This is a genomic window from Bacillus sp. KNSH39 (assembly GCF_052656585.1).
Map to the genome: position 1 here is coordinate 4,392,501 of NZ_JBQXYO010000001.1, position 26,961 is coordinate 4,419,461.

The window sequence follows — 26,961 nt, forward strand, 5'->3', positions numbered from 1 at the left end:
CGGTCCCAAGGGTTGGGCTGTTCGCCCATTAAAGCGGTACGCGAGCTGGGTTCAGAACGTCGTGAGACAGTTCGGTCCCTATCCGTCGTGGGCGTAGGAAATTTGAGAGGAGCTGTCCTTAGTACGAGAGGACCGGGATGGACGCACCGCTGGTGTACCAGTTGTTCTGCCAAGGGCATAGCTGGGTAGCTATGTGCGGAAGGGATAAGTGCTGAAAGCATCTAAGCATGAAGCCCCCCTCAAGATGAGATTTCCCATAGCGTAAGCTAGTAAGATCCCTGAAAGATGATCAGGTTGATAGGTTCGAGGTGGAAGCATGGTGACATGTGGAGCTGACGAATACTAATAGATCGAGGACTTAACCATATAATATGTAGCAATGTTATCTAGTTTTGAGAGAACATAAAAAACTTGTTGACTTTTAAAGTAAATAAGTTATAATAATGATTGTCTCAAAAGAATAATGTCTGGTAATGATGGCAGAGAGGTCACACCCGTTCCCATACCGAACACGGAAGTTAAGCTCTCTAGCGCCGATGGTAGTTGGGACCTTGTCCCTGTGAGAGTAGGACGTTGCCAGGCAATATTATTCCGCAGTAGCTCAGCGGTAGAGCTATCGGCTGTTAACCGATCGGTCGTAGGTTCGATTCCTACCTGCGGAGCCATTGGAGAGCTGTCCGAGTTGGCCGAAGGAGCACGATTGGAAATCGTGTATACGTCACAAGCGTATCAAGGGTTCGAATCCCTTGCTCTCCGCCATAGGATTTATAATATTTGGCCCGTTGGTCAAGTGGTTAAGACACCGCCCTTTCACGGCGGTAACACGGGTTCGAATCCCGTACGGGTCACCACTTTGGAGGATTAGCTCAGCTGGGAGAGCACCTGCCTTACAAGCAGGGGGTCGGCGGTTCGATCCCGTCATCCTCCACCATATAAATTTTATATGAATAGTATTATCGCGGGGTGGAGCAGCACGGTAGCTCGTCGGGCTCATAACCCGAAGGTCGCAGGTTCAAATCCTGTCCCCGCAACCAAATGGTCCCGTGGTGTAGTGGTTAACATGCCTGCCTGTCACGCAGGAGATCGCCGGTTCGACCCCGGTCGGGACCGCCATTTTAATAAGGCTCGGTAGCTCAGTCGGTAGAGCAGAGGACTGAAAATCCTCGTGTCGGCGGTTCGATTCCGTCCCGAGCCACCATTTATTTTAATAAAATACGCCGGCTTAGCTCAATTGGTAGAGCAACTGACTTGTAATCAGTAGGTTGGGGGTTCAAGTCCTCTAGCCGGCACCATGTAAGTTTCGGAGGGGTAGCGAAGTGGCTAAACGCGGCGGACTGTAAATCCGCTCCTTCGGGTTCGGCAGTTCGAATCTGCCCCCCTCCACCATTTACATAGGGGCATAGTTTAAAGGTAGAACTGAGGTCTCCAAAACCTCCAGTGTGGGTTCGATTCCTACTGCCCCTGCCAAATATATTTACACAACATGGCGGTTGTGGCGAAGTGGTTAACGCACCGGATTGTGGCTCCGGCATTCGTGGGTTCGATTCCCATCAGTCGCCCCATTTTTATTTTAAAAATTACAAATAATCTAATGGATACTTACATATAATTAAGTAAGAATTCGATGGGCTATAGCCAAGCGGTAAGGCAACGGACTTTGACTCCGTCATGCGCTGGTTCGAATCCAGCTAGCCCAGCCATTTTTGCGGAAGTAGTTCAGTGGTAGAATACAACCTTGCCAAGGTTGGGGTCGCGGGTTCGAATCCCGTCTTCCGCTCCAATAAAATTTAATATGGCGGCATAGCCAAGTGGTAAGGCAGAGGTCTGCAAAACCTTTATCACCGGTTCAAATCCGGTTGCCGCCTTTTCTTTTGTGCCGATGTGGCGGAATTGGCAGACGCGCACGACTCAAAATCGTGTTCCTTCGGGAGTGTCGGTTCGACCCCGACCATCGGTATCATGAACGGCGTAATAAAAGACTCTACACCAAATGTGTAGAGTCTTTTTATGTTTTCATCATACTATAAAATAAGCAAAAATGGTGTGTTGGTGAAATGGTTATAAATGATTAAGGTAAACTTATTCATTTAGTACATGCGATACAGTTGGGGAAAGCTACAAAACAATAAAGGGATAAATTTTTATCCCTTTATATAATTTCATTATTTTATAGAGAATTTCTCCAACCTGGTGACATGAAGTTAAATCCGACGCCACCAGTAGATATTAGTACATGATCAGCTGTTAATTTCGTAATTTCTAAGAACTTCTTTTCAAACTCTTCTCTGTTGTATTTGTACATAGTTGAGTGGCATGACCACATGTGCGTTGAAGTACTCAACCAGTCTCCTAATTCCTTTAATTCAGGAAACGACTCAAATCGAATTGGTTCATCTAATTTCATGAATCTCACTTGATAGATAGTTGGGTTTAACTTCTCTCCTATTCCTTTAAAAGCATGTGATTTTTTGTCTTTGGAATGTGTCATAATTCACCCTCCATCTTTTCTTCAAATTTTTTCCTATTTTTATTGTACAACAATAGAAAACAATTATGGGAATAATATGGAAATGTTTATTGGCAATATAAAAAGACTGTAACAGAAATGTTAGAGTCTTTTTGTTAAATTATACTATGTGCTTCTAAAATTCGTAATAAACGTAGGAATTCATGTATAATATAACTTGTCGAAAGAACAAAATGATAGTGATTTATATTATGTCTGTAATATGAATCAAAAATGAACTTTTTATATTTCTTTTAAAAATGTGTTGAACACACATTATATTTCATATTAATATTTTTATGTAGATTTAAAACGGGAAAGAGAGTGGAAAGTATGGGCCGTAAATGGAACAATATTAAAGACAAAAAAGCATCAAAAGATGCAAATACAAGCCGTATATACGCGAAATTTGGGCGTGAAATTTATGTGGCAGCAAAACAAGGCGAGCCAGATCCAGAATCAAACCAAGCACTAAGAGTTGTATTAGAGCGTGCGAAAACATACAATGTTCCAAGAACAATTATTGATCGTGCAGTTGAAAAAGCAAAAGGCGGTTCAGAAGAAAATTATGACGAGCTTCGTTATGAAGGATTCGGACCAAATGGAGCTATGGTTATTGTAGATACACTTACAAATAACGTAAACCGTACTGCAGCAGATGTACGAGCTGCATTTAGCAAAAATAGTGGTAATATGGGTGTGAACGGTTCTGTAGCTTACATGTTTGATGCGACAGCTGTTATCGGCCTTGAAGGTAAAACATCAGATGAAGTTCTTGAAATTTTAATGGAAGCAGATGTAGATGCACGTGACATTCTAGAAGAAGAAGATTCTGTTATCGTGTATGCTGAACCAGATCAATTTCATGCAGTACAATCTGCACTTAAAGGTGCTGGCGTTGAGGAGTTTACAGTTGCAGAATTAACAATGCTTGCACAAAGTGATGTAACACTTCCTGAAGATGCTCAAGCACAATTTGAGAAAATGGTTGATGCATTAGAAGATTTAGAAGATGTTCAACAAGTTTATCACAACGTAGACTTAGGAGAGTAATACGATAGATGACCCTTTTCGCTTAGCGGATAGGGTCTTTTTTATGAAGTTAATTAAGGTGATGAAGTATTAAAGGTATTTTGTTGTAGGTAGGGAATATAATTATAGGGATATATAAAATATTCATTATCTCTAGGAGGCTTAATATGGAACATAAGACACCAAAGCATATCGTTGCTGTAGCCGGTTATTTAACAAATGGAAAAAATGAAGTGTTATTAACAAAAGTGCACTGGCGAGCTGATACGTGGGAGTTGCCAGGAGGACAGGTAGAAGAAGGCGAAGCGCTCGATCAAGCTGTCTGTAGGGAAATAAAAGAGGAAACAGGGTTAACGGTGAAGCCTATCGGAATTACAGGCGTTTATTATAATACTTCTATGCATATTCTAGCTGTTGTTTTTAAAGTAGCATATATAAGTGGTGAAATAAAAATTCAACCTGAAGAAATACAAGAGGCTAAATTTGTTGATTTAAATGAAGAGAACATAGATGAGTATATAACGCGTCCTCATATGAAATCCAGAACGCTTGATGCAATGAGAGCAACACATTTTATTCCGTATGAAACGTGGGAAGTACAGCCGTATAATTTAATAGGAAGATTGTAAAGAAAAGAGTAGCCGATTTGAGATACATTCGAATCACTACTCTTTTTTTGTATACTGTTTAAGAAAAAGGTCAAAATAATAGTAGCACTAGTATTGATTTTAAGAACGTTTGTTCTGTATAATAAATCTATATGTTATATACATTTAGATTACTAGATAGTCAAAAGTATATATATTTGTAGATGATATAATTAAAGTGTAAAGTGAAAATATAATAGTCTTAAGGGTTTCTCTTTTATTGGTTATTCGTACTTTAACATAACCTATATTCAATATTTCAGATGAATAGTAGATAAAAAAAGACTGTGATACAATACTTTTTTATCCCACTATTTGCTAGGCAGTAAGCTTGATTAATGAGGACCGATTAAAGTTTCACTTTATACCTTACAATGATGTAAGGTACGTGTAAGAGAAATCGATGGGATATTTTTTTACAACAATGTATTCTTAAAGTAAGAGTTATATGCTGTGTGGAAAAGAGGTGTTCAAGATGAAAGAACGAGTATTATCTAGGGTGAACTATCATCAAAAAGTTGCATTAAATCCAATGACTAAACTTTTTTATAAAGCCATTATATTATTATTATTGTTAAGTTGTACGTTATTATTCATTGGAAATGTAATGATTGAGAAAAGTGATATTAGTAAATTACATGTACCGGCTAAGTTAGAGGTGCCAGAATCATTAACACATGCATTTATTGCGACAGAAGATAAAAGATTTTATCATCATAACGGTTTAGATTATATAGCAATTATTAGGGCCTCTGTTGAGAATATAAAGGCTGGTGGTGTCGTGCAAGGAGGAAGCACAATTACACAGCAGCTATCTAAAAATGCCTTTTTAACGAATGAACGTACATTTTCTCGGAAGTGGAAAGAGATTTTTTATACGAAAAAAATTGAACGCACATTTACGAAGGATGAAATATTAAAATTATATGTAAGTAATATTTATTATGGAGAAGGAGCATGGGGAATTGAAAAAGCAGCAAACCTTTACTTCGGTAAAAAGGTGAACCAATTAACGTTGGCTGAAAGTGCAATGATGGCTGCTGTAGTAAAAGCACCTGCTTATTACTCACCTGCCCAAAATTATGATAAAGCAGTAGAGAGACGTAATGTCGTTTTGAGACTAATGGAGAAAGAAGGCTATATAAGCCATGATGAGTATGTTCAAGCAGTTAGTGAGAAATTGGTAATTCGTCATGATATAAAAATAGAGCAGTCGATGTTAAATAGCGCGCGTAAAAAAGCAGTAAGTTAAGAGAAGTTCCTACAGAGGAGCTTCTTTTTTTGAATAAATTGTGACAAATTGTGACACAATATCGTCACAATTATTGTGTTTTTGTAATTTATGTGAGCGTGTTCATTGCGTGACGTATATAAGTGTTGATATTATGTGTATTGTGTACAATGCTGTATACAGAATATGAATTTAAAGAGGAATGTATATGAAATCAAATAAACTCATGGCTCTTGGTATAGTTTTTTCTATCGCAGTATTGATTGTAATTGGAACAATTGCGTATAGCATCATAAATGACAAAAAAGATAAAGGGAATGAGATGTTTGCTTATTCTACGCAACAATCTTTAGGGAAAGATGATGCTCCAGTTAAGGTAGTTGAATTTGGAGACTTTAAATGTCCTGCTTGTCGTACTTGGGATGTAACAGTATTACCTCGATTAAAAGAAGAGTATATTGATAAAGGCAAAGTGCAGTTATATTTTATTAACTTCCCATTTATCGGAAAAGACTCAGATTTAGGTGCAGCAGCTGGTGAAGCAATTTATAAACAAGATAAAGATTCATTCTGGATTTTCTATGATGAGATTTATCAAAATCAAAAGAAAGATACGGAAGAATGGATTACAGAAGATTTGCTTCTTAGCATTGTGAAAGAGAAACTTCCAAAAGTTGATGTAGAGCAATTTAAGAAAGATTTACACAGTAAAGACATTAAAGAAAAAGTAAGTAAAGATTCAGATCGTGCTCAAAAATTAAAAGTTCAAGGTGCTCCTTCTGTATATGTAAACGGAAATCTTGCAAATCCTGATTTTGATAGTATGAAGAAGGCAATTGATAAAGAATTGAAAAAGTGATGAGGTCTCTCATCACTTTTTCGACTTTTTTCGATAAAATTCTTGCCTCTACTTTTTTTACATGCTATACTATTTTACATAAGTTATTCTAATATCTTATATGTAATTCATATTTGCGGGTGTAGTTTAGTGGTAAAACAAGAGCCTTCCAAGCTCTGGTCGAGAGTTCGATTCTCTTCACCCGCTCCAAATTTTATTAAAAGTTTTTCTATAAATTGTGATCAACGCAGTGTTTCGTTTCCGAGATAAACGAGGCATTGCGTTTTTTAATGTTTGAAAAATATAATTACATGCGAAAATAGAAGTAAATGATAGTATTCCAAACGTGAATTACTAACCAATAGAGTGGTTACATAAGGGGTGGATTCATCTGAGGAGGCGATTAAGAGTGGATTTTGAACAATTAAAGCAAGATGTAATTGCGTATAGTAAAACAATTGGCATAGATAAAATAGGCTTTGCGAGCGCTTCTCCTTTTGAGGAATTAAAGCAGCGCTTAATCCAGCAACAACAATTAAATTATCAATCTGGATTTGAAGAGCCTGATATAGAGAAGAGAACGAATCCGCAACTGTTATTACCGGGTGCTAAATCAATTATTGCGATTGCTTTAGCATATCCTTCAAAATTAAAAAATGCACCATTAAGTAAGCGTGGAGAACGCCGTGGGATTTTTTGTCGTGCTTCTTGGGGACAAGATTATCATCTTGTTTTACGAGATCGTTTGCAAAAATTAGAGGCATATTTAATTGAAAAACTTCCCGATATAGAAGTGAAGTCCATGGTTGATACAGGTGAATTAAGTGATCGAGCTGTATCAGAGCGTGCTGGTATTGGATGGAGCGGTAAAAACTGCTCTATTATTACACCTGAATTTGGTTCGTACGTATACTTAGGGGAAATGATTACAAATGTTCCATTCCCGCCAGATAAGCCGATAGAAGATCAATGCGGAGGCTGTACGAAATGTATCGATATTTGCCCTACCGGTGCTTTAATACAGGGGGGACAGTTAGATTCGAAGAAGTGCATTGCGTTTTTAACACAAACGAAAGGATTCCTACCTGAAGAATATCGCGATAAAATAGGAAATCGCATATATGGATGTGATACGTGTCAGACTGTTTGTCCGAAAAACAAAGGAATGGATTTTCATAATCATCCTGAGATGGAGCCGGATCCTGAGCTAGTTAAACCATTATTAACGCCACTTTTAACAATTAGTAATCGTGATTTTAAAGAGAAATATGGGATTATGTCAGGGTCATGGAGAGGGAAAAAACCACTGCAAAGAAATGCGATTTTAGCATTAGCACATTTTAAAGAAGCATCGGCAATTCCAGATTTAATTGGTGTTATGAAAGATGACCCAAGACCGGTACTACGCGGAACGGCAGCATGGGCACTTGGGAAAATTGGCGGAGATGGAGTAGGCGAAGCGATTGAGAAAGCGATGGAACGTGAGAAAGATGAAGAAGTGCTTCATGAAATGAATCGCGGGCTTGAATTGTTAGCACAGAAAAAAGAGTAGATAATATTTCCCTTTTTCATATTGTAATATGGGAGGGAGACAGAATGGTTGTAAAAACGAAGATTGAAAACCAAGTACAACAATTTTTAGCATATATAACGGAGAAAAGAACGAATGTGGATGGTATTGCTGAGGATTTACTACAAATGGCACTGAGAAAGAAACAATTGTTTCAAAGGCGTAGTGCACATATAGTGAAAGCAACTGCGGATGTTTCTTTCATTAGACAATTAAATAGTAATGACCATCAAGAAATTGATTATCAAATACATTTTAAATATTTAATTAAGCATAAAGAATTATTTTATATTGAAGAGGAACAATTAAAACGAAGAGTTTGTTTAAATAATAGTCGAATTATAGGCGATTCTGCTATTGAAGTGTCAGAAGAAATTAGAATGGGTGAGACATTAGAAAGGGATATTACGAAAGAGAAGTACGGTTCTTATCAGTATAATCGTTTAGAGGCAGTGAAATATGCAGAGCGTTGGTGGGATGACCGGAATCCTATGTATCGTAATTTCCCTGATAATTGTACGAATTTCATTTCTCAATGTCTTCATACTGGAGAAGTACCTATGAACGGGTATCCTAATATTCGTAAAGGATGGTGGCAAAGGGAGAATCAGTGGAGTTGGAGCTGGGCTGTTGCACATTCTTTTTATTGGTATTTGTCAGGTGCTACAACAGGACTTCGAGCAGAGGCGGTAGAGAGGCCAGAAGAACTTATTCTTGGAGATGTCATTGCTTATGATTTCGAGGATGACGGAAGATGGAATCATACGACGATTGTAGTAGCAAAAGATGCAGATGGTATGCCGCTTGTAAATGCACATTCAGCGAATAGCCGTCGACGTTATTGGAACTATGAAGACTCTAGTAAATATACACCACAAATGAAATATAAATTCTTTCATATTATTAATGGGTAGAGATTTTTCGCTCAAGTGGTATAATACGTAGTAGACAAAAAACAGAGGTGAATATCGCGTGGGAGTACATGTTGTTTTATATCAGCCAGAAATTCCAGCAAATACAGGGAATATTGCTCGTACTTGTGCAGCAACTGGAACAGAATTACATTTGATTAGACCGCTTGGATTTTCAACGGATGATAAAATGTTAAAGCGTGCAGGATTAGATTATTGGCAGCACGTAAAAATTACGTATTATGATTCAATTGAAGAATTTTATGAAAAAAATAAAGACGGTGAATTCTTCTATTTAACAAAGTATGGCGAGAAAGCTCATACAGCGTTTGACTATAGCAAGCGTGAGAAGGATTACTATTTTGTATTTGGAAGAGAAACAAACGGCTTACCAGCTAATGTAATCGAAGAAAACTTTGATCATTGTTTACGTATTCCAATGACAGATAAAGTACGTTCATTAAATTTATCTAATACAGCAGCAATTTTAATTTATGAAGCGTTCCGTCAACAAAATTACCCTGGATTAGATTTAGAAATCGTTTATTAAAAGTCGCCATATGGCGACTTTTTTTTATAAAATAAAAATAATATATAATCATACATTTAAAAGAGAGGACATAATCATATAGAATGGGATATATGATTAAAAATAGATAAGACGGGTTGAGATAAATATGAAGGAAGAATATAGTAATCAAAATACCTTTTTAAGTATGATAGATATGGATTTAATTAGACAAGGATTATTACATGCTATTCAAGATTTAGTATTCATATTGAAAGTTATTGATAATGAAACGTTTCAATATATGTATGTGAATAAAATAGGAATGGATTATGCTAGGTTAAGCGAAGAGTGCTATGGAAAAACTTTTGCAGAAGTATTACCAAAAGATATAGCGGGGATATTGCAAAGGCAATATGCAAAAGTAGTGAGAGAAGCGAAAGCACACACCTTTTGTGATGTAGTCAATTTACCAAAAGGTGAGATACATTATGAATCTTCACTTAATCCTGTCTGCGACGAAGAAGGAATATGTCAATTTGTTATTTGTATTACAAGAGATATTACAGCTCAAATTGAGGAGAAGACAAAGATAGAGGAAAAACAAATGTTATTTAAGTCGTTACTGGAATATAATAATGACTCAATTATATCTATAGATTCTATAGGGAGAGTTACATATGCAAATCCGGCAACGTATGAAATATTTGGATACCGGTATGAGGAATTAAATAATAAATTTATTTTTGAATTCATTAATAAAGAATATGAAAAAGATTTTCAAATTATATTTAAGGGATCGATGCAAGGAAAAGCAAAACAAATTGTTTCAAAGAAATATGTTCATAAAGAAGGGTACGAGCTATATATTTCTTTGAGAACTATCCCGATTATTGTGAACGGTGAAATTGTTGGGATTTATATTGTTACGAGAGATGTTACAAGGCAAGTATTAAACGAAATGCGAACAGAATATTTAGCTTACTATGACCAGTTAACGGGATTAATGAATAGAATTTCATGTACAAATAAGTTAAATACTTTTTTAAATGAGAGTGTAAATTTTGCGCTTGTATTTATAGATTTAGATGAGTTTCATCGTATTAATGATACATTTGGTCATAAAGAGGGAGATAAAGTATTACAAAAAGTTACAGAATGTTTAAGCAATCTAAAAATAGAAGGTATGCACTTATTTAGAGAACACGATGATCAATTTGTTATGTTGATAGAAAATATAACGAAAGAATATGTAGAGGAAGTTGCAAAAAGCATACTGAAAAATATTAGTGAATATTTTGTAATCGAAGAAGAAGATGTATATTTAAGTGCATCAATTGGAATTGTAATGGCTCCAGCAGATGGAGAAGATGAAAAAATACTATTTCAGAGGGTCGATGCTGCTTTAGAAAAAGCAAAAGAAAAAGGAAAAGGACATTATCATTTTTATTGTAGTGGATTAGACTGTGAGCGTGAACAAAGGTTTATAATAGAAAACCAGTTACATCGTGCTATAGAAAAAAATGAATTTTTCTTATATTATCAGCCACAAATTAATATTGAAACGAAAAAAATAGCTAGTATGGAAGCTTTAATAAGGTGGGAGAATAAGGAATTAGGATTTGTTTCTCCAAACCAATTTATTCCGTTGGCAGAAAGAACAGGATTTATTATTAAGCTCGATGAATGGGTAGTAAATCAAGTGTGTCAGCAACTGCGCGAATGGTTAAATAAAGGATATGAAGTGGTCCCAATTGCGGTTAATATTTCAGCTAGACACTTTCGTTCTATTACATTAATAGAGATGATTACACGGGCTTTAAATAAGTACAATGTATCAGCTCATTTATTAGCGATAGAGGTTACAGAAGGAGCTCTTATACATAAAGATATATCAAAGAGAGTGTTACTACAATTAAAAGAACAAAATTTAAAGATTCATTTAGATGATTTTGGAACAGGCTATTCATCTTTAAGTTATTTAAAAACATATCCAATTGATACTTTAAAAATTGATCGTTCTTTTATGGAAGGTATACATATAGATGAACGTGATACGAATATTACAGCTGCAATTATTCATTTAGCTCATACTTTAGAATTGAATATAATTGCAGAAGGAGTAGAAAAAAGGAGCAAATACAGTTTTTGAAAGAAAAGAATGTGAAGCTTGTACAAGGTTATTATTATAGCCGACCACTATCCAAATATGATATGGAAAATATGTATTATAAATAAAAAAATGATGTGCTAAAAGCACATCATTTTTTATGTGTACCTGGTTTGTCATTGTAACCGGATGTAAAAATAGCTGTAAGAAATGTGAGTGATACACCTAAAATTAATAATAATTTCATACTAATATCCTCCTTACTGTTTTCGGTTTATGAGTTTTATTTATTATCCAAAATGTATGTAAGGTTCTTAGAAGAAAAGAATTTATTTATAATGAATAGCAGTGTAAAAATGTTAATACCTATATTATACAGAATTTTCTTTGAATTTTGGAGAGAATTTTAGCGTGCTATTATATATTTCGTTTTGATTTAAAGAATGTTTAAGGACATCCTAGCATACCTTTTATAATAATCCGATTGAACAAGGAGATGGGGGAGGAGCTATAATGGATATTCTAAAAAAGATTGAACAGCATCGAGCAGCAGAAGAACGTTTACAATGGGAAGGTACGTTTGCGGAGTATTTGGAGCTTGTGAAAGAAAGACCATGGGTGGCTCAAACAGCACACTCTCGCATTTACAATATGATAAAAGACGCTGGAATTGAAGAAGTTGATGGTAGAAGAAAGTATAACTTCTTTAGTAATCAGCTCTTTGGATTAGAGGATGCTCTAGAACGTCTTGTAGAGGAATATTTTCATCCATCTGCAAAACGATTAGATGTTAGAAAAAGAATTTTATTATTAATGGGTCCTGTTAGTGGAGGGAAATCAACGTTAGTTACAATGTTGAAACGAGGATTAGAAACATATTCAAGAACAGATCGCGGAGCAATTTTTGCAATTAAAGGATGCCCAATGCACGAGGATCCACTGCATTTAATTCCACATCATTTACGAGATGATTTCTTTGATGAGTATGGGGTTAGAATTGAAGGGAATTTATCACCACTAAATGTCATGCGTTTAGAGCAAGAATACGGATCAAGAATTGAGGATGTAGTTGTAGAGCGTATTTTCTTCTCTGAAGATCGCCGTACAGGGATTGGTACATTTAGCCCGTCTGATCCAAAATCACAGGATATTGCAGATTTAACAGGTAGTCTGGACTTTTCTACGATTGCAGAATATGGTTCAGAATCAGATCCGCGTGCGTATCGATTTGATGGAGAATTAAATAAGGCAAACCGAGGAATGATGGAGTTCCAAGAGATGTTAAAATGCGATGAGAAGTTTTTATGGCACTTATTATCGCTTACGCAAGAAGGGAATTTCAAAGCGGGAAGATTTGCGCTTATTTCAGCAGATGAATTAATTGTAGCGCATACGAATGAAACAGAGTATCGCTCATTTATAGCAAATAAGAAAAATGAAGCATTGCACTCAAGAATTATTGTAATGCCAGTTCCTTATAATTTACGAGTAAGTGAAGAAGAACATATTTATGAAAAAATGATTCGTGAAAGTGATGTATCGAATGTTCACATTGCACCACACACACTTCGCGTTGCAGCAATGTTCACTATTTTAACTCGTTTAAAAGATCCGAAGCGTCCGGATATTGATTTAATTAAAAAGATGCGTTTGTATGATGGAGAAACGGTAGAAGGTTATAATGCGATTGATGTAGAAGAATTACAACGCGAATATCAAGATGAAGGTATGAAGGGTATTGATCCTCGTTATGTCATTAACCGAATTTCGTCTACAATCATTCGAAAAGAGGTACCATCTATTAACGCGTTAGATGTACTTAGATCTTTAAAAGATGGGCTAGATCAGCATCCATCCATTAGTAATGAAGACCGTGAACGTTACATGAACTTCATCTCATTAGCGAGAAAAGAATACGATGAAATCGCGAAGAAAGAAGTACAAAAAGCGTTTGTTTATTCATATGAAGAATCAGCTAAGACGCTTATGGATAATTACTTAGATAACGTTGAGGCGTACTGCAATAAATCGAAATTACGTGATCCGTTAACAGGAGAAGAAATGAGTCCAGATGAAAAATTAATGCGCTCAATTGAAGAGCAAATTGGAATTTCAGAAAATGCTAAGAAAGCGTTCCGTGAAGAGATTTTAATTCGCATTTCTGCTTATGCCCGTAAAGGAAAACGCTTTGATTATAATTCACATGAACGTCTTCGTGAAGCGATTCAGAAAAAACTATTTGCTGATTTAAAAGATATAGTGAAAATTACAACATCAACGAAAACGCCGGACGAAAATCAGCTTAAGAAAATCAATGATGTTGTTGCGCGTTTAATTGATGAGCATGGTTATAATTCTTCTTCAGCAAATGAATTACTACGCTATGTAGGTAGCTTGTTAAACAGATAGTTTGATAACAAAACGCTGTCTCTTGTATTTTGCGGGACAGCGTTTTATTATCCGTTCATATGTGTATAAAGTGTCATACCTTGTCCAAATGTAATAAATTAAGATGCAATTTTATGAATTTATTGTCAATTATTTTTACAATATGCATATGATAGAGTAACCAACCATTCATACGAAAAAAGCCAACACAATACAATATGTTGCAAAGTAAAAATGTGTGCAACAATGCATTGTGTTTCTTTCTTATCAGTGGCTGAATATTTCTTTCTATTTATGTGAGTGGCAAAATTTTGTTTAGGATGCTCGGGGTATTGTATGAAAAACGTTATAAATGTTTATGGGATGATTTTCTGTGGGCAGTTACCTTTCAAATATTCTAGCTTGCATATTACAGAACAAAATTTATAGATTGCTGTTCATACAGGAAGACAATTACAGTAAGGAGGGAAAGGAATGGGCGAAGAAAATCAACCAAATTATACGATTTCACAGGAAAACTGGTCCCTCCATCGCAAAGGATATGACGACCAACAGCGCCATCAAGAAAAAGTACAAGAGGCAATTAAGAATAATTTACCCGATCTTGTAACAGAAGAAAGTATAGTTATGTCTAATGGCAAGGATGTTGTAAAAATACCAATTCGTTCTCTAGATGAATATAAGATTAGATACAATTATGATAAAAATAAACATGTTGGGCAAGGAAACGGTGACAGCAAAGTTGGTGATGTCGTTGCGAGAGATGGATCAGGTGGTCAAAAACAAAAAGGGCCAGGAAAAGGGCAAGGAGCAGGAGATGCAGCTGGGGAAGATTACTATGAAGCTGAAGTCTCTATTTTAGAATTAGAGCAAGCGTTTTTCAGAGAGTTAGAACTTCCTAATTTAAAGAGAAAAGAAATGGATGAAAACCGGATTGAACATGTTGAATTTAATGACATTAGAAAAACAGGATTATGGGGAAATATCGATAAGAAACGAACAATGATATCCGCATATAAACGAAATGCGATGGGTGGTAAAGCATCTTTTCATCCAATTCATCAAGAAGACTTAAAGTTCCGCACTTGGAATGAAGTATTAAAGCCAGATTCAAAAGCTGTTGTATTAGCGATGATGGATACGAGTGGATCGATGGGAATATGGGAGAAATATATGGCACGTAGCTTCTTTTTCTGGATGACAAGATTTTTACGCACAAAGTATGAAACAGTTGATATTGAATTTATTGCTCATCATACAGAAGCGAAAGTCGTTACAGAAGAAGAATTTTTCTCAAAAGGAGAAAGTGGCGGAACAATATGTTCTTCCGTATATAAAAAAGCATTAGAACTTATCGATAATAAATATTCACCAGACCGCTATAATATTTATCCATTCCATTTTTCAGATGGTGATAATTTAACATCAGATAATGCTAGATGTGTAAAACTTGTTGAAGAATTAATGAAGAAGTGTAATATGTTTGGGTATGGGGAAGTGAATCAGTACAACCGCCACAGTACACTCATGTCAGCCTATAAAAATATTAAAGATGAAAACTTTAGATACTATATTTTAAAGCAAAAAGCAGACGTATTTCATGCGATGAAAAGCTTTTTTAGAGAAGAATCAGGTGAGAAAATGGCATAACCTCTTTTAAAGAGGTTCTTTTTTTGTAAACTTTTTATTTTTTTAGTTGACAATGATAATGAAAATCATTATCATTTATTCGAGAAATGATTACATTTTGAATTATATATTTCAGAGGAGATGTAAAGTTGAAACAAAATAAAAGAAAACGTATAAATGCAATGATTATAGCGGCGGCGTTATCACTTCCGTTTGCTGTGTATTCAACACCTGCTTTAGCGGCAGTAGCAATTGAGGCGAATAAAACTGGACAAGGTTTAGAAGATGGTACATATGACGCTGTTATTAAAGCGTATAAAGATAAAACGAATGAAGAGTCTATGGCAGCTGTTTATATAAAGGATCCGAAATTAACAATTGAGAATGGAAAGAAAATTGTAACAGCAACGTTAAGTGATAGTGATTTCTTTCAATACTTGAAGACAGAGGATATTCACACTCCAGGTGTGTTTCATGATGTGAAAGTAATATCAGAAGACAAAAAGAAAAATGGAACGAAAGTGATTCAGTTTGAAGTAGGGGAATTAGGAAAAAGGTATAATATGCGAATGCATATTTATATTCCAACAATGGCCTATGACAATAAGTACCAAGTACAGTTTGAAGTAAATACATTGAATTTAGATAAAGATGTTCCAGAAGCACAAAAGGAAAATAAAGAGGAGAAACAAGATGAAAACGGAAATGTAATATTAGATAAGCAATTACAAAAATATATTAATAAATACAACTTAGATAGAGATAATGTTGATGCGCCAATCACAAAGAAAGATTTATTAAAAATTAAAACGTTATCCATTTATTCTGGTAAAGGAATAAATGAAATAACTGGTTTAGAGTATATGACAAATTTAGAGAAGTTGACGTTACGAGAGTCTAATGTAAAAGACATATCAGCCATCTCGAAATTGAGAGGTTTGAAGTACGTTGATTTAACGTCTAATTCAATTGAAAGTATTCACCCAATTGAGCAGCTAGAGAATATTAATATGCTTTTTTTAAGAGATAATAAAATTTCTGATCTTACACCATTAAGTAAAATGAAAAAAATTAAAACATTAGATTTAATCGGTAATAACATTAAAGATATCCAGCCATTATTTACATTATCAACTATGAAACAATTATACTTAGCAAATAATCAAATCAGTGATCTTACGGGAATTGATCGATTAAATAATGTGGAACTATTATGGATAGGGAACAATAAAATTAATAATGTTGAATCTATTAGTAAAATGAGTAATCTTATTGAACTAGAAATTTCTGATAGTGAAATAAAAGATATATCACCATTATCTCAATTAGGAAATTTACAAGTGCTGAATTTAGAAGAGAATTATATCTCTGATGTATCGCCGCTGAGCACCTTAACAAATTTACATGAGATAAATCTTGGAGCTAATGAAATTTTTGACGTAAGGCCTGTTGAGGAATTAGGTAAGCGAATTTCAATTGACATTCAAAGACAAAAAATCTTTTTAAATGAAGCAAGTGTAGATGAAGAAATAAAAATCCCAGTATACAACCTTAAAGGAGAGCCACTTCAAAATATTAATCTACAAAGTGAGGGGGCTACTCTGAATAACGGATTTATAAAATGGAATAGTCCTGGAGAAAAAATATATGAATTTAAACTAGATACTAATTCTACTGAAAGTAAAATAAGATTTAATGGCACGGTTATACAGAATATAGTTGAAAAACAAAAAGAAAGTCAAAATGTAATTCTCGATAAAACTTTACAACAACATATTAATAAAGAGAATTTAGGTAGAGAGAATGTAAACGCTCCTATCACAAAAGAAGATTTATTACAGATTAAAAAACTAGAGATACTTAAAGAAAAAGGAAATGAGATAAAAGATATAACAGGTTTAGAATACATGACGAACTTAGAAAACCTCACTTTAGAAGGAGTAGGCCTGAAAAATATTGAGTTCATCTCAAACTTGAAACAATTGAATAATGTGAATATATCTCATAATCAAATTGAAGATATAACACCACTATCTTCATTGGAAAATTTACAGTGGTTAAATCTTGCGGACAATCATATTAAAGATGTAACGGTTATTGGTTCCATGCTAAACTTATTTAGCTTAAATCTAGCTGGGAATGAGATTCGTGATGTAAGGCCGTTAATACAATTAGGTCAGTGGTTTACAATTGATGTTGGAAGACAAAATATCATTTTAAATGATGCAAAAATAAACGAAGAAATTCAAGTTCCTGTATATGATTTAGAAGGAGAAAGTATTGAAAATATTCAATTGGCAAGTGAGGGAGGGACGTTTAATAACGGAGTAATAAAATGGAATACCCTAGGTGAAAAGGTGTATAAATTTGATTTAGATTCTGATGAAATTAGCATCAGGTTTAACGGAACAGTTATACAGAATATAGTGGAAAAAGAAGAAGAAAAAGAGCCGGTAAAAGAAATTGAAGAAACAAAAGAAGAAGTGAAAGAGCCGGTAAAAGAAGTTGAAGAAACAAAAGAAGAAGTGAAAGAACCAACAAAAGAAGTTGAAGAAGCGAAAGAAGAAGTAAAAGAGCCAACAAAAGAAGTTGAAGAAACAAAAGAAGAAGTGAAAGAACCGGTAAAAGAAGTTGAAGAAGCGAAAGAAGAAGTAAAAGAGCCAACAAAAGAAGTTGAAGAGGTAAAAGAAGAAGTAAAAGAACCAACGAAAGAAGTTGAAGAAACAAAAGAAGAAGTAAAAGAACCGGTAAAAGAAGTTGAAGAAACAAAAGAAGAAGTAAAAGAACCAACGAAAGAAGTTGAAGAAACAAAAGAAGAAGTAAAAGAACCGGTAAAAGAAGTTGAAGAAACAAAAGAAGAAGTGAAAGAACCGGTAAAAGAAGTAAAAGAGGAAGTAAAAGAGCCAACGAAAGAAGTTGAAGAAGCGAAAGAGGAAGTGGACGAGCCAACAACAGGAGTTGAAGGATCGAAAGCGGAGGTAAAAGAAACAGGAAAAGAAATTGAAGGTTCAAAAGACGCGGTAAATCAATCAGCAGTAGTCCAAGAACAAAACGTGAATAATCAAGTTGTGAAAGAAAATAAACCAGCTGTTAATAAGCAAGAAGAAAGTAAGAAATCATTAGGAGCAACAGGTGGACAAGAGAATACATCAACATTACTTTCAGGCATAGCGTTAGTTCTTTCAGCACTGAGTATGTTTGTATTTAGAAAGAGATTATTTAAGAAATAAAAAACGTTTTATCTTATTATAACGTAAGGTGATTATATGAGTTTTTGAGAAGACATTATCATGGCGATTTCATTTTGAAATATGCTTATGGTGATGTCTTTTTTAGAAGGATATAAATGGAAAAGGTGTGAATATATTAGTGAAGGAGGAGAGGTTATGTATGTCAGTTCTATTTTGAAAATTGAAGAGGTGGCAGCATTTATTGCGAATATGAATAAAGATGCTACTCATCATGTTGGCTATTGTGGAGATGAGAAAGAGGAGTTGTTACAGACAATTATTCATGATTTTTCAGATATAGGCTGGGAACAATCTTTTGTTGCTACTTATGAGAATAATAATTTAATAGGTTTATTAGGATTTGATGTGGATGAAGTAAAGAAATGTGCAGAGATATGGGGGCCGTTTATTATCGCAGAGAATTGGGAAGAAGTTGCTTTACATATGTGGAAGGAACTTATAGAAAAGGTGCCTTTTCATATTGAGAGATTTTATGGTTTTTATCATGTGGAAAATAATAATTGTGCCCGTTTAATGAGGAATTTACATGCAAAAGAACAAGGTCGACATAGTATTCTCGTTTTAAATAATATTGTGGAGCACCGTATTATATGTAATGTAGAAGAGGCTTTACCACAAGTGTTTGAGCAGTTTATCGCTTTACACAATCATGTGTTTTCTAATACGTATTATGACGGAAACGAAATTATTGAACGTTTAAGTAATACGAATAAATTATTTGTAAGTATGAAGAATGATAAGTTAGAAGGTTATGTATATGTGGAAGTAAATCCAGAGTTTCAAGAAGCGAATATCGAATTTATTGCAACCGCTGAAAATAGTAGAAGAAAAGGTGTCGGAGAGCGGTTATTACAAAAGGCAATTCAGTATATTATTTCCTTCCAAGGAATGAAGGAGATAGAATTATGTTTGAATACGAATAATGATCGTGCGATGAAATTGTACAAGAAAGTAGGATTTGAGGAGAAGGCATGTTTACAACACTATATAATAGAGTGAAAACCCATTCGTATGAAAATTATATTTCATACGAATGGGTTTTATTAATCTACTTTTCCCCCAGTTGTTACGGATTCAGAAGTAATTTGAGGTGCTAATCGTTACATAACCTTTTTTATTTTTTGAGATACTTCTTTTGTTTGCAAATTAACATCTTCTTTTCGCAGCTCCTTAAAGAGCGAAATGACCATAAGAACGACTACGATAGAAAATGGTAGTGCTGCGATGATAGCTGCGATTTGTAGTGCATTTAATCCTCCAGCTTGTAATAAAAGAGCGGCAATTATCGCGATTGTTAATCCCCATATAAGTTTTAAACTATTTTTCGGTGATAAGCTTCCGTTACTCGTTTGCATTGAAACAACAAATGTTGCTGAATCGGCAGAAGTAACGAAAAATGTGGCTACTAAAATTAACCCGATAATCGTTAAAAAGGTAGAAAATGGTAGATGTGAAATAACAGCAAATAATCCAATCTCTGTACCATTTTTTGCAATTTCATCAGCTATTCCAAGCGATTGGAACATTTCCATATGAATTGCGGTACCACCAAATACTGCAAACCAAAATGTACAGATAAGAGTTGGGACTAATACAACTCCAAAAATAAATTCTTTTATTGTGCGTCCTTTAGAAATACGTGCGATAAATGTGCCGACGAATGGAGACCAAGAGATCCACCATCCCCAATAGAAAATAGTCCAGTTTTCAATCCAAGAAGAAGATTTTTCACTAAATGCTCCTAAATTTAATCCCATACTAGGTAAAGCGCCGATATAAGAACCGAGTGTAGATGTGAAATATTTCATAATAAATACAGTTGGTCCTAAAAGTAAGAAAGAGATGAGTAAAATACCTGCAAGAGAGAAATTCAAGTTACTCAAATATTTAATCCCACGATCTAAGCCAGTTTGTGCACTTGTTAAATATAAAACAGCGAAGATAGCTATAAGTACGAGCTGAGTAAGTAAAGTGTTATGAATGGAAGGGAATAAATAGCTTAATCCTCCAGCAATTTGTTGAGCACCAATCCCAACAGATGGTACAATGCCAAACACTGTGGCTAAAACAGCTAAAATATCAACTGTTTTTCCGATACGGGAATTTTTCGATCGATTAAATAATGGAGTAACTGTAGCCCCGATAGTGCTACCTTTTTGTTTGCGGAATGTGAAATATGCAATTGTTAAAGCGACCATTGCGTATAGTGACCACGGAAAGAGTCCCCAGTGGAAAAATGAATATTGCATAGCGAGTTTGGCGCTTTCTTCTGTACCTGCTTTTCCTGTTAACGGATCTGTAAAATGTGAAATCGGTTCAGCGATTCCATAAAAGAGGAGTCCAATTCCCATTCCTGCCCCAAACAACATGGATAGCCAAGATGGATAATTATATTTTGGCTTTTCTCCATCTTTACCGAGACGAATAGAACCGTACTTGGAAAATGCTAAATAAGCAGCCAAAATAATCATTGTAGTCATAAGTAGAGAGTAAAACCATCCAAATTTATTGAGGATAAATGAGTTTAAAGAAGATGTAACACTTTGTAAATCGTAGCCTTGTATCCAACTTGCTGGGGTAATTCCCCATATAATGAATAATGTTGTTAGCAAGAAGGAGATATAAAATACACTGTTTTCTTTTTTTATCATAGAATCCCACCCTTATTTAATAAAGTTAACAATTATAATAATCATAACAATTAAGTTTTTAATTGTCAAAAAATTCCCTTTTTATAATGTGAAAGGATGCAATTTGTTTTAGGGAGGTAAAGAGCAATGCGTTCACGATATGTACAAATTATAGGAAGAAATAATATGAAATATTGCATTTTATATTGTTACATCCAGATTTTGTGTTAAATTCTTGAATGGAATATTAAAATAGGGGGTCAGGATATGAACAAGAAATCAAAGATCAATAAAGTGATGCTTAGCATTAGTACAATGGCTTTATCGTTAGGCGCACTTCAAACTCATGCAGCAGCGGAAGAAAAAGTACCGTATAACGTGTTAAAAACGAAACCGGTTGGAATTGAAAAGTCGGTAGATGAAGTTGGACATATTTCAAAAGTTGATGAAACTTTATCATTTCAAGAACGTTTAAAAGTAGGAGATTTTTCACAGCGACCAGCATCTATTACGAAGAAAACTGCAGTAAAGCAGGTTAAAGAAAGCTATTCAATGGCTGATTTAAACAAAATGAATGACCAAGAATTAGTTGAAACGTTAGGCAGTATTAAATGGCACCAAATTACAGACTTATTCCAGTTTAATGAAGATGCAAAGGCTTTTTATAAAGATAAAGGAAAAATGCAAGTCATTATAGATGAATTAGCTCATAGAGGTAGTACATTTACGAAAGATGATTCAAAAGGAATTCAAACGTTTACTGAAGTGCTGCGTTCAGCTTTTTATCTTGCATTTTATAATAGTGAATTAAGCGACTTAAATGAAAGAAGCTTCCAGGATAAATGTTTACCTGCTTTAAAAGCAATCGCAAAAAATCCAAACTTTAAGCTTGGTACAGTTGAACAAGATACAGTCGTATCTGCATACGGTAAATTAATTAGTAATGCTTCAAGCGATGTTGAAACGGTTCAATACGCATCGAATATTTTAAAGCAATACAATGATAATTATACTACTTATGTAAATGATCGAATGAAGGGACAAGCAATATACGATATTATGCAAGGTATTGACTATGATATACAGTCGTACTTAACTGAGGCTCGTAAAGAAGCGAATGAAACGATGTGGTATGGAAAAGTAGATGGGTTTATTAATGAAATAAATCGTATTGCTCTTCTAAATGAAGTAACGTCAGAAAATAAATGGCTCGTTAATAATGGAATTTATTTTGCTAGCCGTTTAGGGAAGTTTCATAGCAATCCAAATAAAGGATTAGAGGTTGTTACACAAGCAATGCATATGTACCCGCGCTTAAGTGAACCGTATTTTGTTGCGGTAGAACAAATTACAACAAATTATAATGGTAAAGATTATAGCGGGAATACAGTAGATTTAGAGAAAATACGTAAAGAAGGAAAAGAGCAATATTTACCAAAAACGTATACATTCGACGATGGATCAATTGTGTTCAAAACAGGAGATAAAGTATCAGAAGAAAAAATTAAGAGACTATATTGGGCTGCGAAGGAAGTAAAGGCACAGTATCACCGTGTAATTGGAAATGACAAAGCGTTAGAGCCAGGAAATGCGGATGATGTATTAACGATCGTAATTTATAATAGTCCAGATGAATATCAGTTAAATAGACAATTGTATGGATATGAAACAAACAACGGTGGAATTTATATTGAAGAGACAGGTACATTCTTTACATATGAGCGTACACCAGAGCAAAGTATTTATAGTTTAGAAGAGTTATTCCGTCATGAATTTACTCATTATCTGCAAGGGAGATATGAAGTTCCTGGTTTATTTGGAAGAGGAGATATGTATCAAAATGAAAGGCTAACTTGGTTCCAAGAAGGAAATGCAGAGTTTTTCGCAGGATCTACTCGTACGAATAACGTTGTACCAAGAAAGAGTATAATTAGCGGATTATCATCTGATCCTGCAAGCCGTTATACAGCAGAGCGTACACTATTTGCTAAATACGGTTCTTGGGATTTCTATAATTACTCGTTCGCATTGCAGTCTTACTTATATACGCATCAGTTTGAAACATTTGATAAAATTCAAGATTTGATTCGTGCGAATGACGTGAAAAATTATGATGCATATCGTGAAAATCTAAGTAAAGATCCTAAGTTAAATAAAGAGTATCAAGAGTATATGCAGCAGTTAATTGATAATCAAGATAAATATAATGTACCGGAAGTAGCAGATGATTATTTAGCTGAACATGCACCGAAATCGTTAACTGAAGTGAAAAAAGAAATTAGTGATACGTTGCCTATGAATGATACAAAAATGACAAAACATAATTCTCAATTCTTTAATACATTTACATTAGAAGGTACGTATACAGGTAGTGTCACAAAAGGTGAATCAGAAGATTGGAAAGCAATGAGTAAAAGAGTAAATGAATCTTTAGAACAATTGGCGCAAAAAGAATGGAGTGGCTACAAAACTGTTACAGCATACTTCGTCAATTATCGTGTGAATAGCTCAAATGAATTTGAATATGATGTAGTCTTCCATGGAATCGCAAAAGATGATGGAGAAAATAAAGCTCCAACGGTTAATATAAATGGCCCTTATAGCGGTCTTGTAAAAGAGGGAATTCAATTTAAAAGTGATGGCTCAAACGATGAAGATGGAAAAATTGTTTCTTATTTATGGGAATTTGGAGATGGAAGCACAAGTGCAGAAGTGAATCCAGTACATGTATATGAAAGAGAAGGTTCTTATAAAGTATCGTTAAGAGTAAAAGATGATAAGGGAAAAGAGAGCAGAAGCGAAACAACTGTTACGATTAAAGATGGAAGTTTAACAGAATCAGAACCAAATAATCGTCCAGAGGAAGCAAATCGTATCGGGCTAAATAGTACGATAAAAGGTAGTCTTATTGGCGGGGACCACACTGATGTTTATACATTTAATGTAGCATCAGCGAAAGATATCGACATTTCTGTTTTAAATGAGTATGGAATTGGGATGACATGGGTACTTCACCATGAATCAGATATGCAAAATTATGCAGCTTACGGTCAAGCTAATGGGAATCATATAGAAGCAAAATTTAATGCAAAACCAGGTAAGTATTACTTGTATGTATATAAATATGATAATGGCGATGGAACATACGAATTGTCAGTAAAATAAGTGATTTTCCAATGTATGTTTAACTTTACTTTTTGTGGAAAATAGTATATTATATAGATATATAATATATCGGTTATTTTCTAGGAGGAGCCTGTCACAATAGGTTTCTCCTGTTCTTTTTTAGGGGCCTGTTTTACAGGCTTTTCTTTAAAGAGTAAATAACTGAAAATTAAGAACTATAATCTTTGAAAGAGGTGGGGCATACACATAACAAAAAAGGGATTGTTTAAGAAAGGGGGATAAGAAATGGTCTTGTTTGGTTATCCACTTGAAACAATTTATTTATATGGATTTATTATTGCTACTATACTCACTGTTATTTATATCTTCTTTGGAGATATATTTGAATCGATATTTAGTTTTGGGGGCGGATCTGTATCCGTTGTTACTTTATTACTTAGTTTCTTCGCCATGTTATGTGGGCTTAGTTATATAGGAGAGTACTTATTTTCCTTTAATAGTATTACTATTTTCGGGGCTGCATTTGCTATATCTTTTATCGGTGTTTTCATCATGAAAATACTAATTTTAAAACCGATTGCAGAAGCAGAACAAAATACCGTACAACGTATGGATGAATTTATCGGTTGCAAAGGAGAAGTCATTACGACAATTCCTACAGAAGGATTTGGTGAAGTATTAATTTTATCCCAATTTGGAAGTAATGCAATCCCAGCTAAAACTGTTGGAAAAAAAGATATTTCGCAAGGCACAGAGGTTATTATCGAGGGAGTCCAAGATGGTGTTTTACTTGTACAAAACATCGCTTATTCTTTAAAAAAACCAAAATTATAAGGGGGAATTTACATGACGATTCCATTAATTATCGGTGGAGTTTTACTGGCAATTTTAATTCTACTCATTTTAGTATTCATTACGAAGTATCGTACGGTTGGTCCAGATGAAGCGTTAATTGTTACAGGGAACTGGCTTGGTGGAGGAAAGAATGTTGTTACCACTGATGATGGAAAGAAGATTAAGATTATCCGCGGGGGCGGTACTTTCGTAGTTCCAATTATGCAAAGAGCAGAGCCTTTAAGCCTATTAAACTACAAATTAGAAGTTGGTACACGTGATACGTATACGAAGCAAGGTGTTCCAGTTACAGTAAATGGTGTTTCTATTATTAAAGTAGGTTCTACAATTGAAGAAGTATCTACTGCAGCTGAGCAATATTTAGGAAAAGAAACAGAAGAGTTAAAAGTAGAAGCAAAAGAGGTTTTAGAAGGTCACTTACGTGCAATCTTATCTTCTATGACAGTAGAGGATGCGTATAGTAATAGAGAGCAATTTGCTCAAAAGGTACATGAAGTAGCTTCTACAGATTTAAAGAAGATGGGACTTCGCATTGTTTCTTTCACAATTAAAGAAATAATGGATAAAAACGGATACTTAGATGCGCTTGGTCAGCCGCAAATTGCGACAGTTAAGCGTGATGCAACAATTGCAAATGCAGAGCGTGAAAAAGAAGCACGTATTGAAAAAGCACGTGCTGAAAAAGAGGCAAAAGAAGCAGAATATCAACGTGATGCACAAATCGCTGAAGCTGAAAAACATAAAGAATTAAAAGTACAGTCCTATAAGAGAGAACAAGAGCAAGCACGTGCAGATGCGGATCTTTCTTACGAATTACAACAAGCGAAAGCACAACAAGGTGTTACAGAAGAGCAAATGCGCGTTAAAATCATTGAGCGTGAAAAGCAAATCGAGTTAGAAGAAAAAGAGATTGCGCGTCGTGAAAAGCAATACGATGCAGAAGTTAAGAAAAAAGCAGATGCAGATCGTTATGCTGTTGAGCAATCAGCAGAAGCAGAAAAAGTAAAACAAATTAAAAAGGCAGATGCGGATCAATATAAGATTGAAGCTGAAGCGAGAGCTCGTGCGGAAGAAGTACGTGTGGAAGGTTTAGCGAAGGCGGAAATCGAAAAAGCGCAAGGTCAAGCGAAAGCGGAAGTACAAAAAGCGCAAGGTACAGCAGAAGCAGATGTTATTAGATTAAAAGGTTTAGCAGAAGCAGAAGCGAAACAAAAAATTGCTGAAGCATTTGAATTATATGGTCAAGCGGCAATTATGGATATGGTTCTTAAAATGCTTCCAAGTTATGCGAAGGAAGTTGCAAGTCCGCTTAGTAATATTGATAAAATCACAGTTGTCGATACAGGCGGCGGTGGTAAAAATAGCGGGGCCGGAAAAGTTGCGGGCTATGCGACTGATTTAATGGCAACGATGCAAGAAACGTTAAAGGCTTCTTCTGGAATTGACTTAAAAGAGCTATTAGAAGGATTTGCAGGAAAAGGAGCAGTGCAACAATTATCAAGTGATAAACCTGTTGTATCTGTAGTAGATAATAAGAAAAAAGAAGTAGATAAAGAATAGTAAGGTGGAAAGAACCTCTAGTAAGTGAAATACTAGAGGTTCTCCTATGAATTATAACATTTCGAATAATATACATTTTTATACATTGTTTTAATTATTTAATTTATATAGAATGAAAAAGATATGTATCAATTCTTTAGATGTATAAAAAGATAGAGAGTCTCATTGA

16 protein-coding genes, 16 tRNA genes, 2 rRNA genes and 1 pseudogene (1 of these 35 cut by a window edge) are annotated in these 26,961 nt (G+C 34.8%); 33 read left to right on the top strand and 2 right to left on the bottom strand.

The features are described 5' to 3' along the window. From ACUL40_RS22425 to ACUL40_RS22505, 17 genes are all read left to right on the top strand, one after another. Positions 1-366 (top strand): 23S ribosomal RNA (locus ACUL40_RS22425); it begins 2,556 nt to the left of the window's first position. 100 nt (positions 367-466) lie between these two features. Further along, positions 467-582: ribosomal RNA gene (rrf, locus tag ACUL40_RS22430) — 5S ribosomal RNA — on the top strand. An 8-nt stretch (positions 583-590) separates the two neighbouring features. Further along, positions 591-665, top strand: a tRNA-Asn gene (locus ACUL40_RS22435). Between the two features lie 2 nt (positions 666-667). After that, a tRNA-Ser gene (locus ACUL40_RS22440) sits at positions 668-759 on the top strand. 17 nt (positions 760-776) lie between these two features. Next, positions 777-851 (top strand) — tRNA-Glu (locus ACUL40_RS22445). A 4-nt stretch (positions 852-855) separates the two neighbouring features. Continuing rightward, positions 856-931, top strand: a tRNA-Val gene (locus ACUL40_RS22450). A 26-nt stretch (positions 932-957) separates the two neighbouring features. Continuing rightward, positions 958-1,034 (top strand) — tRNA-Met (locus tag ACUL40_RS22455). Between the two features lie 3 nt (positions 1,035-1,037). Then, positions 1,038-1,113 (top strand) — tRNA-Asp (locus ACUL40_RS22460). Between the two features lie 9 nt (positions 1,114-1,122). Beyond that, positions 1,123-1,198: transfer RNA gene (locus tag ACUL40_RS22465), tRNA-Phe, on the top strand. A gap of 18 nt (positions 1,199-1,216) precedes the next feature. After that, positions 1,217-1,292, top strand: a tRNA-Thr gene (locus tag ACUL40_RS22470). Between the two features lie 10 nt (positions 1,293-1,302). Further along, positions 1,303-1,386: transfer RNA gene (locus ACUL40_RS22475), tRNA-Tyr, on the top strand. Positions 1,387-1,393: 7 nt separating this feature from the next. Continuing rightward, positions 1,394-1,467: transfer RNA gene (locus ACUL40_RS22480), tRNA-Trp, on the top strand. A gap of 19 nt (positions 1,468-1,486) precedes the next feature. Beyond that, positions 1,487-1,562 (top strand) — tRNA-His (locus ACUL40_RS22485). 63 nt (positions 1,563-1,625) lie between these two features. Then, positions 1,626-1,700: transfer RNA gene (locus tag ACUL40_RS22490), tRNA-Gln, on the top strand. A 5-nt stretch (positions 1,701-1,705) separates the two neighbouring features. Next, positions 1,706-1,780, top strand: a tRNA-Gly gene (locus ACUL40_RS22495). Between the two features lie 14 nt (positions 1,781-1,794). Further along, positions 1,795-1,865, top strand: a tRNA-Cys gene (locus ACUL40_RS22500). Between the two features lie 10 nt (positions 1,866-1,875). Continuing rightward, positions 1,876-1,957: transfer RNA gene (locus ACUL40_RS22505), tRNA-Leu, on the top strand. Between the two features lie 210 nt (positions 1,958-2,167). Here ACUL40_RS22505 and ACUL40_RS22510 read toward each other — a convergent pair. Next, complete coding sequence (locus ACUL40_RS22510; protein ID WP_000149743.1) at positions 2,168-2,488, bottom strand: DUF3884 family protein; 321 nt, start codon at positions 2,486-2,488, stop codon at positions 2,168-2,170. Between the two features lie 351 nt (positions 2,489-2,839). Between ACUL40_RS22510 and ACUL40_RS22515 the strand changes: the two genes are divergently transcribed. The 13 genes and pseudogenes from ACUL40_RS22515 to ACUL40_RS22575 all read left to right on the top strand — a co-directional run bounded on the left by ACUL40_RS22515 (position 2,840) and on the right by ACUL40_RS22575 (position 19,620). Continuing rightward, positions 2,840-3,559, top strand: coding sequence for a YebC/PmpR family DNA-binding transcriptional regulator (locus ACUL40_RS22515; RefSeq protein WP_000532952.1), 720 nt, complete (start codon positions 2,840-2,842; stop codon positions 3,557-3,559). A gap of 146 nt (positions 3,560-3,705) precedes the next feature. Next, positions 3,706-4,167: an NUDIX hydrolase gene (locus ACUL40_RS22520; protein WP_000400469.1), complete on the top strand. Its 462-nt coding sequence runs from the start codon at positions 3,706-3,708 to the stop codon at positions 4,165-4,167. 493 nt (positions 4,168-4,660) lie between these two features. After that, on the top strand, positions 4,661-5,437 hold the full coding sequence (locus tag ACUL40_RS22525) for a transglycosylase domain-containing protein (protein WP_000664715.1): 777 nt from the start codon (positions 4,661-4,663) through the stop codon (positions 5,435-5,437). Positions 5,438-5,624: 187 nt separating this feature from the next. Further along, a complete protein-coding gene (locus tag ACUL40_RS22530) occupies positions 5,625-6,275 on the top strand; it encodes a DsbA family protein (protein WP_000841307.1) in 651 nt (216 codons plus the stop codon). Positions 6,276-6,390: 115 nt separating this feature from the next. After that, positions 6,391-6,464 (top strand) — tRNA-Gly (locus tag ACUL40_RS22535). 199 nt (positions 6,465-6,663) lie between these two features. Next, positions 6,664-7,806, top strand: coding sequence for a tRNA epoxyqueuosine(34) reductase QueG (gene queG, locus ACUL40_RS22540; RefSeq protein ID WP_000345215.1), 1,143 nt, complete (start codon positions 6,664-6,666; stop codon positions 7,804-7,806). 44 nt (positions 7,807-7,850) lie between these two features. After that, the gene (locus ACUL40_RS22545; protein ID WP_000260591.1) at positions 7,851-8,738 is read left to right on the top strand and encodes an amidase domain-containing protein; all 888 of its coding nucleotides are present in this window, start codon (positions 7,851-7,853) and stop codon (positions 8,736-8,738) included. Between the two features lie 58 nt (positions 8,739-8,796). Further along, positions 8,797-9,285 carry a tRNA (uridine(34)/cytosine(34)/5-carboxymethylaminomethyluridine(34)-2'-O)-methyltransferase TrmL gene (gene trmL, locus ACUL40_RS22550; protein WP_000538147.1) on the top strand — a complete coding sequence of 163 codons (489 nt, stop codon included), beginning with the start codon at positions 8,797-8,799 and terminating at the stop codon, positions 9,283-9,285. 127 nt (positions 9,286-9,412) lie between these two features. After that, positions 9,413-11,481, top strand: a pseudogene (locus tag ACUL40_RS22555) (sensor domain-containing protein). Between the two features lie 385 nt (positions 11,482-11,866). Further along, positions 11,867-13,762 carry a PrkA family serine protein kinase gene (locus tag ACUL40_RS22560; RefSeq protein ID WP_000353273.1) on the top strand — a complete coding sequence of 632 codons (1,896 nt, stop codon included), beginning with the start codon at positions 11,867-11,869 and terminating at the stop codon, positions 13,760-13,762. Positions 13,763-14,215: 453 nt separating this feature from the next. After that, on the top strand, positions 14,216-15,391 hold the full coding sequence (gene yhbH / locus ACUL40_RS22565; protein ID WP_000503517.1) for a sporulation protein YhbH: 1,176 nt from the start codon (positions 14,216-14,218) through the stop codon (positions 15,389-15,391). Between the two features lie 128 nt (positions 15,392-15,519). Continuing rightward, complete coding sequence (locus ACUL40_RS22570) at positions 15,520-18,600, top strand: leucine-rich repeat domain-containing protein (RefSeq protein ID WP_445423152.1); 3,081 nt, start codon at positions 15,520-15,522, stop codon at positions 18,598-18,600. 156 nt (positions 18,601-18,756) lie between these two features. Beyond that, complete coding sequence (locus ACUL40_RS22575) at positions 18,757-19,620, top strand: GNAT family N-acetyltransferase (RefSeq protein WP_000289531.1); 864 nt, start codon at positions 18,757-18,759, stop codon at positions 19,618-19,620. A 101-nt stretch (positions 19,621-19,721) separates the two neighbouring features. On the opposite strand, the gene opuD is transcribed toward ACUL40_RS22575, so the two are convergent. Beyond that, positions 19,722-21,272 (bottom strand): glycine betaine transporter OpuD, encoded by a 1,551-nt coding sequence (opuD, locus tag ACUL40_RS22580; RefSeq protein WP_000591574.1) that lies wholly within the window; start codon positions 21,270-21,272, stop codon positions 19,722-19,724. Positions 21,273-21,518: 246 nt separating this feature from the next. On the opposite strand from opuD, the gene colA reads away from it, so the two are divergent. From colA to ACUL40_RS22595, 3 genes are all read left to right on the top strand, one after another. Then, the gene (gene colA, locus ACUL40_RS22585) at positions 21,519-24,416 is read left to right on the top strand and encodes a collagenase ColA (protein ID WP_001036408.1); all 2,898 of its coding nucleotides are present in this window, start codon (positions 21,519-21,521) and stop codon (positions 24,414-24,416) included. A 246-nt stretch (positions 24,417-24,662) separates the two neighbouring features. Beyond that, complete coding sequence (locus ACUL40_RS22590; RefSeq protein WP_000242445.1) at positions 24,663-25,211, top strand: NfeD family protein; 549 nt, start codon at positions 24,663-24,665, stop codon at positions 25,209-25,211. A gap of 12 nt (positions 25,212-25,223) precedes the next feature. Continuing rightward, positions 25,224-26,792: a flotillin family protein gene (locus tag ACUL40_RS22595; RefSeq protein ID WP_445423116.1), complete on the top strand. Its 1,569-nt coding sequence runs from the start codon at positions 25,224-25,226 to the stop codon at positions 26,790-26,792. Positions 26,793-26,961 lie beyond the last annotated feature (169 nt).